This is a genomic window from Streptomyces sp. ICC4 (assembly GCF_003287915.1).
Taxonomy (GTDB): domain Bacteria; phylum Actinomycetota; class Actinomycetes; order Streptomycetales; family Streptomycetaceae; genus Streptomyces; species Streptomyces tritrimontium.
Genome location: NZ_CP030286.1, coordinates 2,793,403 through 2,809,019, shown reverse-complemented (window position 1 = coordinate 2,809,019; position 15,617 = coordinate 2,793,403). Strand labels below are relative to the sequence as shown.

12 protein-coding genes are annotated in these 15,617 nt (G+C 70.5%); 4 read left to right on the top strand and 8 right to left on the bottom strand.

All coding sequences use genetic code 11. The features are described 5' to 3' along the window. Positions 1-65 precede the first annotated feature (65 nt). Positions 66-2,630, bottom strand: a complete 2,565-nt coding sequence (pepN, locus tag DRB89_RS13080; RefSeq protein ID WP_112448599.1) for an aminopeptidase N — start codon at positions 2,628-2,630, stop codon at positions 66-68. 110 nt (positions 2,631-2,740) lie between these two features. Between pepN and DRB89_RS13075 the strand changes: the two genes are divergently transcribed. After that, entirely contained in the window at positions 2,741-3,388 is a 648-nt protein-coding gene (locus DRB89_RS13075; RefSeq protein WP_112448598.1) for a DsbA family protein, read from the top strand. 15 nt (positions 3,389-3,403) lie between these two features. Here DRB89_RS13075 and DRB89_RS13070 read toward each other — a convergent pair whose 3' ends face one another. The 5 genes from DRB89_RS13070 to DRB89_RS13050 form a co-directional block, all read right to left on the bottom strand. Continuing rightward, entirely contained in the window at positions 3,404-4,783 is a 1,380-nt protein-coding gene (locus DRB89_RS13070; protein WP_162688563.1) for a zinc ribbon domain-containing protein, read from the bottom strand. Further along, a complete protein-coding gene (locus tag DRB89_RS42855; RefSeq protein ID WP_162688562.1) occupies positions 4,665-5,405 on the bottom strand; it encodes a hypothetical protein in 741 nt (246 codons plus the stop codon). Before DRB89_RS42855 ends, DRB89_RS13070 begins: the two co-directional genes overlap by 119 nt. Before the next feature lie 992 nt (positions 5,406-6,397). Next, on the bottom strand, positions 6,398-7,054 hold the full coding sequence (locus DRB89_RS13060) for a superoxide dismutase (protein ID WP_112448595.1): 657 nt from the start codon (positions 7,052-7,054) through the stop codon (positions 6,398-6,400). 194 nt (positions 7,055-7,248) lie between these two features. Beyond that, positions 7,249-8,682, bottom strand: a complete 1,434-nt coding sequence (locus DRB89_RS13055; protein ID WP_112448594.1) for an amino acid permease — start codon at positions 8,680-8,682, stop codon at positions 7,249-7,251. A gap of 184 nt (positions 8,683-8,866) precedes the next feature. Continuing rightward, complete coding sequence (locus DRB89_RS13050) at positions 8,867-10,282, bottom strand: amino acid permease (protein ID WP_112448593.1); 1,416 nt, start codon at positions 10,280-10,282, stop codon at positions 8,867-8,869. Between the two features lie 284 nt (positions 10,283-10,566). Between DRB89_RS13050 and DRB89_RS13045 the strand changes: the two genes are divergently transcribed. After that, on the top strand, positions 10,567-11,148 hold the full coding sequence (locus DRB89_RS13045) for a biotin transporter BioY (protein ID WP_112448592.1): 582 nt from the start codon (positions 10,567-10,569) through the stop codon (positions 11,146-11,148). A gap of 129 nt (positions 11,149-11,277) precedes the next feature. On the opposite strand, the gene DRB89_RS13040 is transcribed toward DRB89_RS13045, so the two are convergent. Continuing rightward, the gene (locus DRB89_RS13040; protein WP_112448591.1) at positions 11,278-12,717 is read right to left on the bottom strand and encodes an amino acid permease; all 1,440 of its coding nucleotides are present in this window, start codon (positions 12,715-12,717) and stop codon (positions 11,278-11,280) included. A 219-nt stretch (positions 12,718-12,936) separates the two neighbouring features. On the opposite strand from DRB89_RS13040, the gene DRB89_RS13035 reads away from it, so the two are divergent. Continuing rightward, a complete protein-coding gene (locus DRB89_RS13035; RefSeq protein ID WP_112448590.1) occupies positions 12,937-13,422 on the top strand; it encodes a ribose-5-phosphate isomerase in 486 nt (161 codons plus the stop codon). A 67-nt stretch (positions 13,423-13,489) separates the two neighbouring features. Then, a complete protein-coding gene (locus DRB89_RS13030) occupies positions 13,490-14,296 on the top strand; it encodes a DNA-formamidopyrimidine glycosylase family protein (protein ID WP_112448589.1) in 807 nt (268 codons plus the stop codon). An 82-nt stretch (positions 14,297-14,378) separates the two neighbouring features. Here DRB89_RS13030 and DRB89_RS13025 read toward each other — a convergent pair whose 3' ends face one another. Next, complete coding sequence (locus tag DRB89_RS13025; RefSeq protein ID WP_112448588.1) at positions 14,379-15,614, bottom strand: GNAT family N-acetyltransferase; 1,236 nt, start codon at positions 15,612-15,614, stop codon at positions 14,379-14,381. Positions 15,615-15,617: the final 3 nt, after the last annotated feature.

Genomic DNA, 15,617 nt, shown 5'->3' with positions numbered 1-15,617 from the left:
ACGCAAAACGCCGGCGGGGCCGGGGAAATCCGGCCCCGCCGGCGCGTGAAGCGCAGGCCAGAGGGTTACTTGCCCGCGCCGGCGGTCGCGTCGCAGTGCTGGGCGCGCAGCGCGCGGGCCAGGTCGTCCCGGGACTCCAGCACCAGACGGCGCAGGGCCGGCGGAGCCGACTCGTGCGCGCTCAGCCAGGCGTCGGTGGCGTCCACCGTCGCCCGGGAGTCCTGGAGCGCCGGGTACAGGCCCCGCACCACGTCCATGCCGATCTGGATCGACCGGTCCGCCCACAGCCGCTCGATGGCCGCGAAGTACGGCTGCGTGAACCCGGCCAGCAGGGCCCGCTGGGAGGGCTGCTGCATTCCCGCGATCGTGGCCTCGACCAGCGCGTTCGACAGCGCGTCCGACTCCACCACCGCGGCCCACGCCTGGTCCTTGACCGCCGCCGACGGCCGCGCCGCCAGGCAGCGCACCTGGTGCCGCTTGCCCGACGCCGTGTCGTCGCGCGCCAGTTCGGCGGCGAGGGCCTCCTCGCCGATCGCCCCGTGCGCGGCCAGCGGCAGCAGGAAGTCCCAGCGCAGCTCCTGGTCCACCTCCAGCCCGTCGATCCGCGCCGATCCGTCGAGCAGCCCCAGCAGCAGCTGGAAGTCGCCCTCGGTCGCGGCGCCCGCCGCGAAGAAGCGGGCCCACGTGAGCTGGTGCTCCGACCCCGGCTCCGCGAAGCGCAGCTCCTGGAGGGCGCACGCGGCGAGCACCTTGCCGCCCTGCTCCCGCCACTGGGGATCCGCGTAGTGGTTGACCGCCGTCCGCACCTGCGCGTGCAGCATCTGGAGCACGCCGACGTCGGTCTCCCGGCCCGAGTGGGCCAGGACGAGCGAGACGAAGTCCCGCGCGGGCATCAGCGCGTCGCGCGTCAGGTTCCACAGCGCGGACCAGCACAGCGCGCGGGTCAGCGGATCGGCCACCGAGCCCAGGTGCGTGCGCAGCGTGGCCAGCGACACCGGGTCGAAGCGGATCTTGCAGTAGGTGAGGTCGTCGTCGTTGACGAGCACGAGGGCGGGCTCCTCCTGCCCGGCCAGCTCGCCGACGACCGTCCGCGCCCCGGCCACGTCCGCCTCGGCCCGCGCGTAGCGCACCAGCGCGCCGTCCGCGTCCAGCCGGTACAGGCCCACCGCGACCCGGTGCGGGCGCAGCTCCGCGCCGTCCTGGAGCACCGCCAGCTCGGTCACCCGGCCGCCCGCGTCACAGGTCACCACCGGGGTCAGCGCGTTGACGCCGGCCGTCTGCAGCCAGGCCCGCGACCATTCGGCCATATCGCGCCCGGAAACCTCCGCGAGGACCGACAGCAGGTCGTCCAGCGTGGTGTTCCCGTACGCGTTGGCCTTGAAGTAGCGCCGCGCGCCCTCCAGGAACGCGTCCCGGCCCACGTACGCCACGAGCTGCTTGAGCACCGCCGCGCCCTTGGCGTAGGTGATGCCGTCGAAGTTCAGCTTCGCGTCCTCCAGGTCACGGATGTCGGCCGTGATCGGGTGCGTGGACGGCAGCTGGTCGGCCCGGTAGGCCCACGCCTTGCGGCTGTTGGCGAAGGTGACCCACGCCTGGTCGAAGCGGGTGGCCTCGACCAGCGCGAAGGAGCCCATGAAGTCCGCGAAGGACTCCTTCAGCCACAGGTCGTCCCACCACTTCATGGTGACCAGGTCGCCGAACCACATGTGCGCCATCTCGTGCAGGATGGTGTTCGCGCGCCGCTCGTAGGAGGCCTGCGTGACCTTCCCGCGGAAGATGTACTCCTCCCGGAAGGTCACCATCCCCGGGTTCTCCATCGCGCCCAGGTTGTACTCCGGCACGAAGGCCTGGTCGTACTTCCCGAAGGGGTACGGGTAGTCGAAGATCTCGTGGAACAGGTCGAAGCCCTGCTTCGTGACGAGGAACACCTCGTCCGCGTCGAAGTGCTTGGCCAGCCCCTTGCGGCAGATCGCGCCGAGCGGGATCGTCAGGTCCCCGCGCGCGTAGGTGTCCGTCACGTAGTGGTACGGACCCGCGACCACGCACGTGATGTAGGTGGAGATCGGCGCGGTCTCGGCGAAGCGGCGGGTCAGCCCCTCGCGGGACTCCTCGGCGCCGTTGCTCCAGACCTGCCAGCCCTCGGGCGCGGTCACCTCGAAGCGGTACGGGGCCTTGAGGTCCGGCTGCTCGAAGTTCGCGTACACCCGCCGGGCGTCGGCCGGCTCGTACTGGGTGTAGAGGTAGACCTCGCCGTCCTCCGGGTCCACGAAGCGGTGCATGCCCTCGCCGGTCCGGCTGTAGGCGCAGTTGGCGTCCACCACCAGGACGTTCTCGGGGGCCAGGTCCTCCAGGGCGATCCGCGAGCCGTCGAACACGGCGGCCGCGTCGAGCCCGCGCCCGTTGAGTGTGACCGAGTTCACCGAGGGGGCGATGAGGTCGGCGAAGGTCGAGACTCCCGCCGCGGCGGCCCGGAAACGGATGGTGGTCACCGAACGGAACGTCCGGGGGCCCTCGGCCGGTTCGGCCTCGTCCGCCGCGGACCTCAGATCGAGGACCACCTCGTACCCGTCGACGGACAGCAGTTCGGCCCGCTGGCGGGCCTCGTCACGGGACAGATTTTCTCCGGGCACGTGCACTCCTTCGTGCGTGATCGCGATACCTGAACGAATCCTCCCACGGGGGAATGCGTGTGCGGGCTGGCCGGTTGGCCAGGGAGGAACGTTCCGATCTGAGGAGAGACATGGCTGACACCCAGGTGCACGAGAAGACCCCTGTCGACTTCTGGTTCGACCCGCTCTGCCCCTGGGCCTGGATGACGTCCCGCTGGATGCTGGAGGTCGAGAAGGTCCGTGACGTCGAGGTCCGCTGGCACGTCATGAGCCTCGCCGTGCTGAACGAGAACAGGCTCGACGAACTGCCCGAGCGCTACCGCGAGATGCTCGGCCCCAAGGGCTGGGCCCCCGTGCGCGTGGTCGTCGCCGCCCAGCAGAAGTTCGGCAACGAGGTCACCGGCAAGCTCTACACGGCGATCGGGACCCGCTTCCACAACGAGGGCCAGGGCCCGACCCGCGAGGCGATCGTCGAGGCGCTGGCCGAGCTCGACCTGCCCGCCGAGCTGATCCACTACGCCGACTCCGACGAGTACGACGAAGTGCTGCGCGACTCGCACAACGACGGCATCAACCGGGTCGGCCAGGAGGTCGGCACCCCGGTGATCTCCGTTCCCGGCGCCGACGGCGAGGAAGTGGCCTTCTTCGGGCCGGTCGTCACCCCGGCCCCGCGCGGCGAGGCCGCGGCCCGTCTGTGGGACGGCACCCTGCTGGTCGCCTCCACCCCCGGCTTCTACGAGATCAAGCGCACCCGCACCCAGGGCCCGATCTTCGACTAAGACTTGATCCGCAATTCACCAGAGGGTGAGCTGTGGACTGCACGCGGTGCGGGGACCGGGCTTTCCGGCGTGGCCACGCGAGCGTGACTCATCCGGGGTCGCTCGGTGCCGCTGTCCGGCGGTTCGGGGAGCAGGGGTCTCACGGCGTTGCTGCCGTGGGACTGCCACGCGACCCGGCCGCCGGAGCGGTTTCGGGCTCGGTGTGGTTGACTCCCGCAGCGCTTCTTCCAGCGCTTGTGCGTAGGTGATCTGTGCGTGCCGGGACATGGCGGTGTCCAAGTATGCGGTCGTGGGGTCGTCTACGTCGGTGAAGCGGACGAACGCGGCCAGCGCGGCGGATACGAGGTCCCGCTTGCCGGTGAGGCCGCACGCGGTGCACTTGTGCTCACGGTCCCGCAGGCTCTTGCGTACCCGCTCACCGCACAGACAGTGCTGCGACAGGGCCGTTGACCAGGTGGAGGCCCGGACCAGTCGACCACCGGCCGCCTCGCACTCCACTTTGAGGGCCGAGATCAGCATGCCCGGCGTGGTCTGTGACAGGCGCTTGCCCCACAGCCGGTACCAGGTGCGGATGTCGCAGTCCTCGACCACGAGTACGGGACCGTGGGCGGCGATGATCTCCCGGGCCACCAGGCGGGCGCGGTGACGGCGGTGCTCGGCGATGCCGACGGCGTGTTCGACCTGGCGGGCCCGCTGCTCCCGGTAGTTGGCGGAGAGTCGGTCACGGCGGAACGCCTGCTTTGGCACTCCATCGGACCGGGCAACGCGGGCACCACCAGGAACGTTGACCGTCTTCGGCTTGAGGCCATGCGCCTTCCTCCGGGCGGCGTGCTTGGCCTGCTTCTTCGACAGGCCGTACTGCGCGGCGTTCGTCGCCCGGCGGGAGCGCTCCAGCGCCCGCGCACGGTCCCGCCGCTTCTTCGCCTGCCTCTCCAACAGGGCCTGCTCGGTATCGGTGAGCGTGATCTCGGTGGAGACGGGCTTGCCGTCGGTGAGGGCGGCGGGGAAGGAGACGACGGAGAGGTTGGAGACGTTGCCGTCCACCCCGCCGATACGGTCGAGCTGGACGGCGCGGTCACGCATGGCCCGCACGCTGGGCGCGGTGTATCCGGGAGCAAGGATCATGAGGTGCGCCTCATACACCCAGCCGCCCGGCGCACCGGCCTTGCGGCGGCGGATGAGGTCCACCTTGTGCCAGCAGCCGGGGTGGGAGAGGAAGTGCCGCACCCGCGTCCACTGGCCGGGCTGCTGCGGGATGCGTACCGGAAGTACGAGATCACCACGGGCACTTTCGGGTCCTCCGGCGAAGACGACGGCGAGGGGGCCGGTGTGGTCCCACCACGTCGCCTTCCGAGTGGCGGGCTTGCCCGAGGCGGTGACCTTGCCCGTGGGCACGCGGACATCCGGGATCGTGGGCTTCGGCATCAGGCGGGGCTGCATCAGCGCGTGCCGGCCGCCGTCGGTGTAGGCCGTGGAGTGGCCGTGGAGGGTGCCGACCAGGCGGAAGGTCCCATTTGTTCTCGGTGGTGTGGGATCGGGCGCGGCCGGGGATGCGGGTGAAGTCGTGCCAGTTGCCGATCTTCGGGCGGCCGAAGCGCTGGCCGGTGGCGTCGGGGAAGAGGTGTCGCTGTACGCCGGTCCACACCGCATCGGCCATATGCATGGCCAGGGCCTTGGAGGCGTGGTGCTTCAGGTGCCCCGATTCCTCCACATGCTTGTACGCGCAGCACTCCAGACCCTCACGGGACAAGCCCAGGCGCTGCCCTACGACCTTCGCCCCCTGCTCCTCCCGCTCGCGGTACGCGGCCCAGTAGGCGTCCACCTTGGCGCGGGCATCCAGCTGGACGGCACGCTTGACCGACCACATCGCCCCGAACAGCTTCTCCAGCCGGGCGAGGTCGGCGGGATCGGTGACGGCCAGCGGCAGCACCATCACCGACACGATCCCGTCGTCTGGCTTGGTCCACTTCGGGGCCTTGTTCTTCCCCCGGAACTTCCTCGGCTGGGCAGCCTGCATCACCGTCACCTCCCCTCACTAAAATAGCTGCCTTACGACACAGTGCGTGAGCAGTTCAAGCAAGTCACAGGTCACCGACTGGCAATCGGCGACGGCACATACCGCAGCGCTCCCGAAGTCATCACCTCAAGATCGACGCCGCCTGAATTACGGAACACCTCTTAAGTAGTCCGGAGAGTCCTCCGGAGGGCTCCTCCCGGGAGGCGGGTGTCCCCTTCCCCCCTTAACGTCCCCCTATGGGGACCAGCCCGACGCACGAGAGCATGCGCGAGGAACCGCTCGGCCGCAGCGGCGGCCGGGCAGAGCCCGGGATACCGAACGACAACGCAGCGCACGCCGGCCTGCCCGCACGCCCCCGAGACCGGGTGCCGCGGGCAGCTTGCGTGGTGGTGCCCCCGCTGTGGACGGCCCTCGGGCCGCGGTGCGTACCCCGCTGTCGGGGAGCTCGTGTGGGTGGCGCGGCTGCCGGTGATGCCGCCCTTCAGGCGGGAGTGCAACGCATTCTCGAACCCGAGCTGCGAAGGGCCGGTTTGCGCTACGCTCAGTTCCGGCATCGGCGATAATCAAGCTGATATCACCCAGCAGTACGGCCGCCGGATCGGCGGTTGCAGGACGTGGAGCCTTAGCCGTTGGGCAGGCTGCGAAGCGTCAACCACCCAGCGGGCCGTACACCGGCCCGACTGGGAGTCTGTTCCACAAACGGGGCAGAGGAGATCAACGCTTCCAGGTGCACAACGCTGGAGCCTTCATTGCGGGGAATCCGAGTTCGGTCCCCATTTGCGCGCGAGGCCCGGCTCCACGAGCCGGGCCTGGCCAGCGACTTCACGGCTGCTCGGCGAGGCCGACCGTATGGTGGATACAGAAGGCCCCCGCGAGTCACGTCCTCGCGGGGGCCTTCTGGTGGACACGCCCCCGGGGTGAAAGTTGAGAAGACGATCACGAGACCCGGGGGCACCTCCCAGCGGTAGCTGGGGGAGGGCTGGTGGCGCCGATCAGCCCTTGGCGGGGATCAGCAGCGGGGTGTTCGCCTTGGCGTCGGCGTAGCGCTTGGCCACGTCCTGCCAGTTGACGACGTTCCACATGGCCTCGATGAAGTCCACCTTCTGGTTCTTGTACTGAAGGTAGAAGGCGTGCTCCCAGGCGTCGAAGACGAGGACCGGGGTGCTGGCCACGCCGACGTTGCCCTGGTGGTCGTAGATCTGCTCGACGATCAGGCGGCCGCTGACGGGCTCGTACGCGAGCACGCCCCAGCCGGAGCCCTGCGTCGCGGAGGACGCGAAGGTCAGCTGCTTGCGGAACTTGGCGAAGGAGCCGAACGACTCGGTGATCGCGTCGGCCAGGTCGCCCAGGCCGTCGGCCGCGGTGGGCTCGCCGCCGCCCTCGCCGGTCTTCGGGCTGGCCATGTTGTGCCAGTAGATGCTGTGCAGGATGTGCCCGGAGAGGTGGAACGCCAGGTTCTTCTCCAGGCCGTTCAGCGCGCCCCAGTTCTCCTTCTCGCGCGCCTCCGCCAGCTGCTCCAGCGTGTTGTTGGCGCCCGTGACGTAGGCCGCGTGGTGCTTGTCGTGGTGCAGCTCGATGATCTGCGGGTTGATCACCGGCTCGAGAGCCGCGTAGTCGTAAGGAAGCTCAGGCAGCGTGTAGATGGCCATGCGTGTTATCCGGTCCCCTCAGCGAGCCAACTGCTTATTGCAATCAATGCGCAACTGCACGCTAGCAGTATCTATTCCGCAGCTCACATAAGGGTTGCCTCTCTTGCGGGGACCTCCGCAACGCCGGAAGCCGGGCCCGTGCGATCGCACGGGCCCGGCTTCCGGGAGGTGTTCCGGGGGGTGTTGAGAGGGGGCTACGCCGCTTCGCGCGCCGCCGCCCGGCGCTGCACGGCGTAGCCGGTGGCGGCCAGCGCGAGGGTGAGGCCGCCGGTGAAGACGAGCTGGATCCGGGTGTCCTCGCCCAGGGCCATCAGGACCAGGACGCCGACGAGGCCGGCGACCGCGACCCACGTCAGATAGGGGAAGCCCCACATCTTCACGACGAGCTTCTCGGGGGCCTCGCGCTCCGTGCGGCGCCGCAGCACGAACTGCGAGACGGCGATGAAGCCCCAGACGACGAGGATGACGCCGCCGACCATGTTCAGCAGCCAGGCGAAGAGGGTGTCCGGGTACCAGTACGACAGCAGCACGGTGACGAAGCCGAAGCCGGAGGAGGCGAGCACCGCGCGGCGCGGGACCCGGCCGGTGAGCTTGCCCAGCGCCTTGGGGCCCTGGCCGCGGGCGACCAGCGAGTAGGCCATGCGCGAGGAGCCGTAGATGTTCGCGTTCATCGCGGACAGCAGGGCGATCAGGATGACCACGTTCATGACCTGGCCGGCGTTCTCGATGCCCAGGTGGTTCAGGGTGGCCGCGTACGGGCCGTCGGCGGTGACCGCCGGGTCGTTCCACGGCAGCAGCGTGACGATGACCAGCATCGAGCCGACGTAGACGATGGCGATCCGCCACATGGTGGTCTTCACGGCCTTGGCGACGCCCTTGACCGGATTCTTCGACTCGGCGGCGGCGATGGTCACCGTCTCCAGGCCGCCGTAGGCGACGACGGAGGCGAGCAGGCCGACCAGCAGTCCGTCCACGCCGTTGGGCAGGAAGCCGCCGTCGTGGAGCAGATTGGCCGAGCCGGGGGAGTCGGTGCCGGGCAGCACGCCCATGACGGCCAGCACGCCCAGGCCCAGGAAGAGCCCGATCGCGCCGATCTTCAGGGCGGCGAACCAGAACTCGAACTCGCCGAAGTGGGAGACGGCGGCCAGGTTCGAGCCGCAGAACACCGCCATGAAGACCAGCACCCACATCCACGAGGGGGTGCCCGGGAACCAGCCCGTCATGATGTGCGCCGCGCCGATCGCCTCGATGGCGACGCCCACGCACAGCAGCGTCCAGAACATCCAGCCGGCCGTGAAGCCCGCCCACGGGCCGATGGCCCGGTCCGCGTGCACCGAGAAGGAGCCGGAGGCCGGGTTCGCCGCGGACATCTCGCCGAGCATCCGCATCACGAACATCACGAGCAGGCCGGACGCCGCGTACGCGAGCACGATCGAGGGGCCGGCGGCCGCGATGCCGGCGCCGGAGCCCACGAAGAGGCCCGCGCCGATGACGCCGCCGAGGGCGATCATCGAGAGATGGCGCTGCTTGAGTCCGTTGCCCAGGGGCGAGGATCCGTCAGCCGGCCCCTCGGTGGTCGCGGGGTCCGCGCTCTGCTGCTCGGGCGGGGTCAGGGTGCTGTGGCTCATGGGAGTGGTGCCTGTCCGGTGTGCGGGTGGACGGGGTGAGGTGCCCCAGTCTGCCCATCGTCCGTTTATCGGACACTTACCGTCCAGCATCCGGACACCCGGTTCACGGGACGTGATCATCCGTCCGCACACGAGAACGGGCCCGGGACGAAGGTCCCGGGCCCGTTCCGACACATCGGCTCCGTCAGGGCCGCTCGGCCCGGACTGCCCGGCCCTCCCGGACCTCCCGGATCCACGCCACCAGCAGCACCGCGCCCGCCGCCCCCGAGGACCACAGCAGCTGAGGGCGCGCCGAATCGTCGAACAGCATCAGGACCAGCACGGTGGCCATCGCGATCAGCGCGGCCCACGTCGCGTACGGGAACAGCCACATCGGCAGCGTCAGCCGCTCCGGCATCTCCCGCTCGATCATGCGGCGCAGCTTCAGCTGTGAGACCGCGATCAGCGCCCACACGAAGATCAGCACCGCGCCCACCGCGTTGAGCATGTAGAGGAAGATCGTGTCCGGCCACAGCAGGTTCAGCACGACCGAGACGAACCCGAAGGCCACCGAGGCGAAGACCGCCCGGCGCGGCACCCCGCCGCCCGACACCTTCAGCAAGGACCTCGGCGCCTCGCCCCGCTCCGCGAGCGAGAACACCATGCGCGAGGACCCGTACAGGTTCGCGTTGAGCGCCGACAGCAGCGCCACGAAGATCACGACGTCCATGATCTGCCCGGCGTGCGCGATGCCGATCGAGTCGAGGACGGCCACGTACGGGCTCTGGCCCGGGGCCAGCGAGTCCCACGGCAGCAGGGTCACGATGACCAGCATCGAGCCGACGTAGAAGAAGAGGATGCGCCACACGGCGCTGCGCACCGCGCGGGCCACGGACCTGGCCGGGTCGTCCGACTCGGCGGCCGCGATGGTGACGACCTCCAGGCCGCCGAAGGCGAAGACGACGGCCAGCATGCCGGCGACCACACCGCTCGCGCCGTTCGGGAAGAAGCCGCCCTGGCCGGTCAGATTGGCCATGCCGACCGGGTCGGTGTCCGGGAGGAAGCCGAAGACGGCCAGCGTGCCGAGGATCAGGAACAGCACGATCGCGCCGACCTTCAGGGCGGCGAACCAGAACTCGAACTCGCCGAAGTTCCGTACGGCGGCCAGGTTGCTCACGGTGAAGACCACCATGAAGACGAGCACCCAGACCCACTGGTCCACCGAGGGCAGCCAGCCGTTCGCGATCTTCGCCGCGGCGGTGGCCTCCACGGCCAGCACCACGACCAGCAGGAACCAGTACAGCCAGCCCGCCGAGAAGCCGGCCCAGCGGCCGAGCGCCTTCTCCGCGTAGACGGAGAAGGAGCCGGAGGCGGGCATCGCCGCGGACATCTCGCCGAGCGCGCGCATCACCAGCATCGCGAGGACGCCCGCGAGCAGGTACGAGAGGATGATCGCGGGACCGGCGATCGTGATGCCGGCTCCGGAGCCGACGAAGAGCCCGGCGCCGATCACGCCGCCGAGGCCCAGCATGGTCAGGTGGCGCTGCTTGAGGCTGTGGCTGAGGGGCTCCGGAGGGAGCCCGCCCGTGCCGGAGGGCGGTTCGGGCAGGGGGTCGCGCATGAGGGGTGCTCGTACTCTCTGTGGCCTGGCGGCGGTGGGGGCTCCGCGACAGTTGGAGGGACCCTACAGTCTCCCCGGAGAGCACCCATCCGTGCAAAACGGACGTGTTATCGGTTCTGGCTCGTGATGCGGATCACTTCAACTCGGGTGTGAACCAGTGGGTTTGTTTACTCCCCACCAAACCGGGGAGTGCGGCTTTGTCCCGGGCGACGCTGATGCGGCCGCGGACCCGGGACTAACGTCGGTGATCGTCCTGTCGACACCAGCCTCCCGCGGAGTCCCCGATGAGCACTGCTTCCGTATCCTTCCGGCCCGGCGCCGTCCTCGCCGACCTCCTGCCCGCGAGCCGCGTCCGCGACATCGCGTTCGTCGCCGGCGGGGCCGTGCTCACGGGCCTGGCCGCGCAGATCGCCGTTCCCGTCCCCGGCTCCCCGGTCCCCGTCACCGGGCAGACCTTCGCGGCCCTCCTCGTCGGCTCCGCCTTCGGCGCCCGCCGCGGCTTCCTCTCGCTCGCCCTCTACGCCCTGGTCGGCATGGCCGGCGTGCCGTGGTTCGCGGGCGGCACCTCCGGAGCGGGCGGTGCCTCCTTCGGCTACGTGCTCGGCATGCTGCTGGCCGCCACCGTCGTCGGCGCCCTCGCGCGGCGCGGCGCCGACCGCTCCGTCCCGCGTGCGGCGGGCGCGATGGTGCTGGGCTCCGCGCTGATCTACGCCGTCGGCGTCCCCTACCTCGCGCTGGCCACCGGGATGTCCTTCGGCGCGGCCGTCGCGGCCGGCCTGACCCCGTTCCTGATCGGCGACGCGCTCAAGGCCGCACTGGCGATGGGCCTGCTGCCCGCCGCGTGGAAGCTCCTCCGCCGCGGCTGACCGCCCGGACCGCGCACAGCAGCCCCGGACCGCGAGCGGCGGTCCGGGGCTGCTGTCGTCGTGCGGCGCCTGCGCGCCCGCGTGCCTGCGCCCGCGCCGGGCGCGCAGGCGCGTCCGCGCCGCCCCCGCTTACGCGGAGAGGCGGGCGGCGGCCTTGCGGCGTACGTCGCGGACCACGCCGATGACGATCACCACGGCCGCCACCAGCAGCGACAGCAGGACGGTCTCGCGGTTGTCCTTGTCGTAGACCATGTAGCCCAGGACGAAGGTGATCATCGCGGCGGTGGCCCAGGTCAGGTACGGGAAGAACCACATCTTCACCGTCACCTTCTCCGGGGCCTCGCGCATCAGGATCCCGCGCATCCGCAGCTGGGTCAGGCAGATGACCAGCCACACGAACAGCGCGATGGCGCCCGAGGCGTTCAGCAGGAAGCTGAAGACCGTGTCCTTGAAGGCGTAGTTGAAGTAGACGGCGGCGAAGCCGAAGACCACGGAGCCCAGGATCGCGGCCGTCGGCACGCCGCGCTTGGTCACCTTGGCGAAGGCCTTCGGCGCGTCACCGCGCTCGCCCAGCGAGAACGCCATGCGGGAGGCGGTGTACAGGCCCGAGTTCAGGCAGGACAGCACGGCCGTCAGCACGATCACGTTCATGATCTGGCCGGCGTGCGCGATGCCGATCGAGTCCAGGGCGGCGACGTACGAGCCCTTCTCGGTGATCGACTTGTCGTTCCACGGCAGCAGGGTCAGCACGATGAAGATCGAGCCCAGGTAGAAGACGCCGATCCGCCAGATCACCGAGTTGGTGGCCTTGGTGACCGCGCGGCGCGGGTCCTCGGACTCGCCGGCGGCCAGTGTGACGATCTCGCTGCCCATGAAGGAGAAGACGACCATCAGCACACCGGTGAGGACCGAGCCCCAGCCGTTCGGCATGAAGCCGCCCGTGTCGGTGAGGTGGGCGAAGCCCGCACCCGGGTTGTCCGAGCCCGGCAGCACGCCGAAGACGGCCAGCATGCCGATGACCACGAAGCCGCCGATGGCGACCACCTTGATGCCGGCGAACCAGAACTCGAACTCGCCGTACGAGGCGACCGAGCCGAGGTTGGTGACCGTCAGCACGGCCATCACGATCAGCGCCCAGGCCCACTGCGGGACGGCCGGGACCCAGCTTTCGAGGATGACGGCGCCGGCGGTGGCCTCCACGGCCAGGACCACGACCCAGAAGAACCAGTACAGCCAGCCGATGGAGAAGCCGGCCCAGCGGCCGAGCGCCCGGTCGGCGTACGCGGAGAAGGACCCGGAGTTCGGGCTGGCGGCGGCCATCTCGCCCAGCATCCGCATGACGAAGACGACCATCGCGCCGACCAGCGCGTAGGAGAGCAGGATGGCGGGGCCGGCCTTGGCGATGCCGCCGCTGGAGCCGACGAAGAGGCCGGCGCCGATGACACCGCCGATGGCGATCATGGACAGGTGGCGGTTCTTGAGACCGGCCTTGAGACCGTCGGAGGGCTGGGCCGAACCGGGTTCACCGGTCGGGTCGCCTGCCTTCTGAAGGGTCGTCGTGGAACTCATGGACGGATCCTTAGGTTCTCGGGTTGCGAGCCCGGGCATTCAAACCTGAGATGAACGCAGGGCGGAAGACCCCAGTCCGGATCGTTGCGAGGGGACGAACGTCCGGGACTTCGGTCCCACCGTGTCCCATCTGCGTCCTTTGGGTTTACTTGAGCTTGAGAAGTGACTTACGCGACACCCGCTGCCGCCCGGCGGGTGCGCTCGTGCCACACTCGATCCATGCGCGTGTACCTCGGATCCGACCATGCCGGCTTTGAGCTCAAGAACCACCTGGTGGACTGGCTCAAGAACAACGGCCACGAGCCCGTCGACTGCGGGCCCCACATCTACGACGCGGTGGACGACTACCCGCCGTTCTGCCTGCGGGCCGCGGAGAAGACGGCCGCGGACGCCGGCTCCCTCGGCATCGTGATCGGCGGCTCCGGCAACGGCGAGCAGATCGCCGCGAACAAGGTCAAGGGCATCCGCGCCATCCTCGCGTGGAGCGTCCAGACCGCCGAGCTCGGCCGCGAGCACAACAACGCCAACGTCATCTCCGTCGGCGGCCGCATGCACACCCAGGACGAGGTCGTCAGCTTCATCGACGCGTTCCTGAAGACGCCGTACTCCGACGAGGAGCGCCACACCCGCCGCATCGACATGCTCTCGGCCTACGAGCAGACCGGCGAGCTCCCCCCGATCCCGGCGCACCACCCGCAGGGCTGATCCCGCTTCCGGCCGCGTCGCCTCCAGGGGCGGCGCGGCCGGTTTTTCTTTTCCGAGGAGTACCGCCGTGCCCGAGGGGCATACGATCCACCGCCTCGCCCGGGACCACACCGAGCGCTTCGCCGCCCGCACGGTCCGGGTGAGCAGTCCGCAGGGCCGGTTCGCCGAGAGCGCGGCCCTGCTCGACGGGCGCGAGCTGGAATCCGCCGAGGCGCACGGCAAGCACCTCTTCCTGGAGCTCGGCGACGCCTGGGTCCACATCCACCTCGGCCTCTTCGGGAAGCTCGGCTTCGGCCCCGCCCCGGCCCCGCCCGCCACCGAGACGGTCCGGCTGCGGCTGCTGAACGAGGAGCACTACGCCGACCTGCGCGGACCCACCGCCTGCGCCCTGATCGACGAGGGCGAGAAGAAGGCGATACACGACCGGCTCGGCCCCGACCCGCTGCGCCCGGCCGACGACCCCGACCGCGCCTGGGCCCGGATCTCCCGCTCCCGCACCACCGTCGCCGCCCTGCTCATGGACCAGAAGGTCGTCTCGGGCGTCGGCAACGTCTACCGCGCCGAGGTGCTCTTCCGGCACGGCATCGACCCGTACCGCCTCGGCAAGGACCTGACCCGCCGCGAGTGGGACGCGATCTGGGCCGACCTGGTCCTGCTCATGCGTGAGGGCGTGCGCAACAACCGCATCGACACCGTCCGCGACGAGCACCTGCCCGAGGCCATGGGCCGCCCGCCGAGGGTGGACGACCACGGGGGCGAGGTGTACGTCTACCGGAGGGCGAACATGCCCTGCCACATCTGCGGGGGCGAGATCCGCACCGCCGGTCTCGCCGCCCGCAACCTCTTCTGGTGCCCGGGCTGCCAGGCCCGCTAGGCCAGGGCCAGGGCCAGGGCCAGGGCCAGGGCCGGAGGCAAGGCCAGGGCCAGGGCCCGGGACGGCCGGGGCCGCGGGGCTCCTAGAACCCGTGCGGCAGCCACGGGGCCACGTCCCCCGCGAAGGCCCGCGAGGCCGCCGCCAAGGCCCCCGCCCGCACCTCGCGCACCCGGCCGGCCGCGGCGAGCGAGGCCAGCGAGACCCCGCCCAGGTAGGCCGAGCCGAGCTCCCGTACCGACAGCTCCAGGTCCGCCGGATCCTCCGTCCGGGTACAGGCGGCGGCCCCGTCCGCGCCGACGGCCAGCCGCCAGCGCCCCGCGTTCCACGGGCAGAACGCGTCCTCGACCTCCAGCACCACGTCCACCGCGGCCCCGTACGTCCGCGCCCGGAGCGCCGCCGGCAGGTCCACGAGCCGCACGTGCAGCGCGTCGCGCCGGCGCACCTGGGCCCGCCGTTCGTCACTCACCAGGTGCAGCACCGGATCGTCCACGGGCCGCCCGTACGCCCTCACCCGCCAGGCCAGGTCGATGTCGAAGAGGTAGCGCCACAGCGCCGCGTACGCCGCCGGATCCAGCGCGTTCAACTCGCGCACCTGGACCTTGCCGTCCGAACCGGTCTGCTCCCAGTCGGGCTTGACGTGATAGCGGGCGTAGCCGACGACCTCGCCGTCCACCCCCTCGGCCACCACGCACTTCAGCGGGGAGCCGCCGCCCCGGCCCGCCGGCGGGTCGAGCACGCCCTGCTCCTCCCAGCCCGGCTGCCGGGCCGGCATCCCCGGCCGCCGCCCGACCAGCATCGCGTAGACCCGCTCGCAGTCGGCCAGCGCCTTGCGCGGATCGACGAGCCGCAGGCGTACGTCGTCGGTCCCCGGCGGCACGGAGAGGCGTACGCGCGTGGTGTCGATGTCGACGGACACCGCGTACGTGGCCGTGCCGTAGCCGAAGCGCCCGTAGATCGCCGGATCCGAGGCCGTCAGCACGGCGAGCGGTTCGCCACCCGCACGGATGTCGTCCAATTGGCGCCGCATCAGCGAAGTCAGCACGCCCCGCCTGCGATGGGTGGGGGAGACGCCGACCATCGTGACGCCGCCCGCGGGAACGAGGGCCCCGCCCGGCACGGACAGCCGGAAGGAGAAGGCCCCGGCCGATCCCACGCACGTCTCGCCGTCCCAGACGCCGAGGGATCGTTTCGTCTCCGTCAGGGACTTGTACAGGTCCCGCTCCTCGGGGGACTCGGGCACCCCGCCGAACGCCAGTTCCAGGTGGTCATACCAGACATCCCACTCATCAGCCTGCAATACGCGCGTCTCAAGAGCCATGCG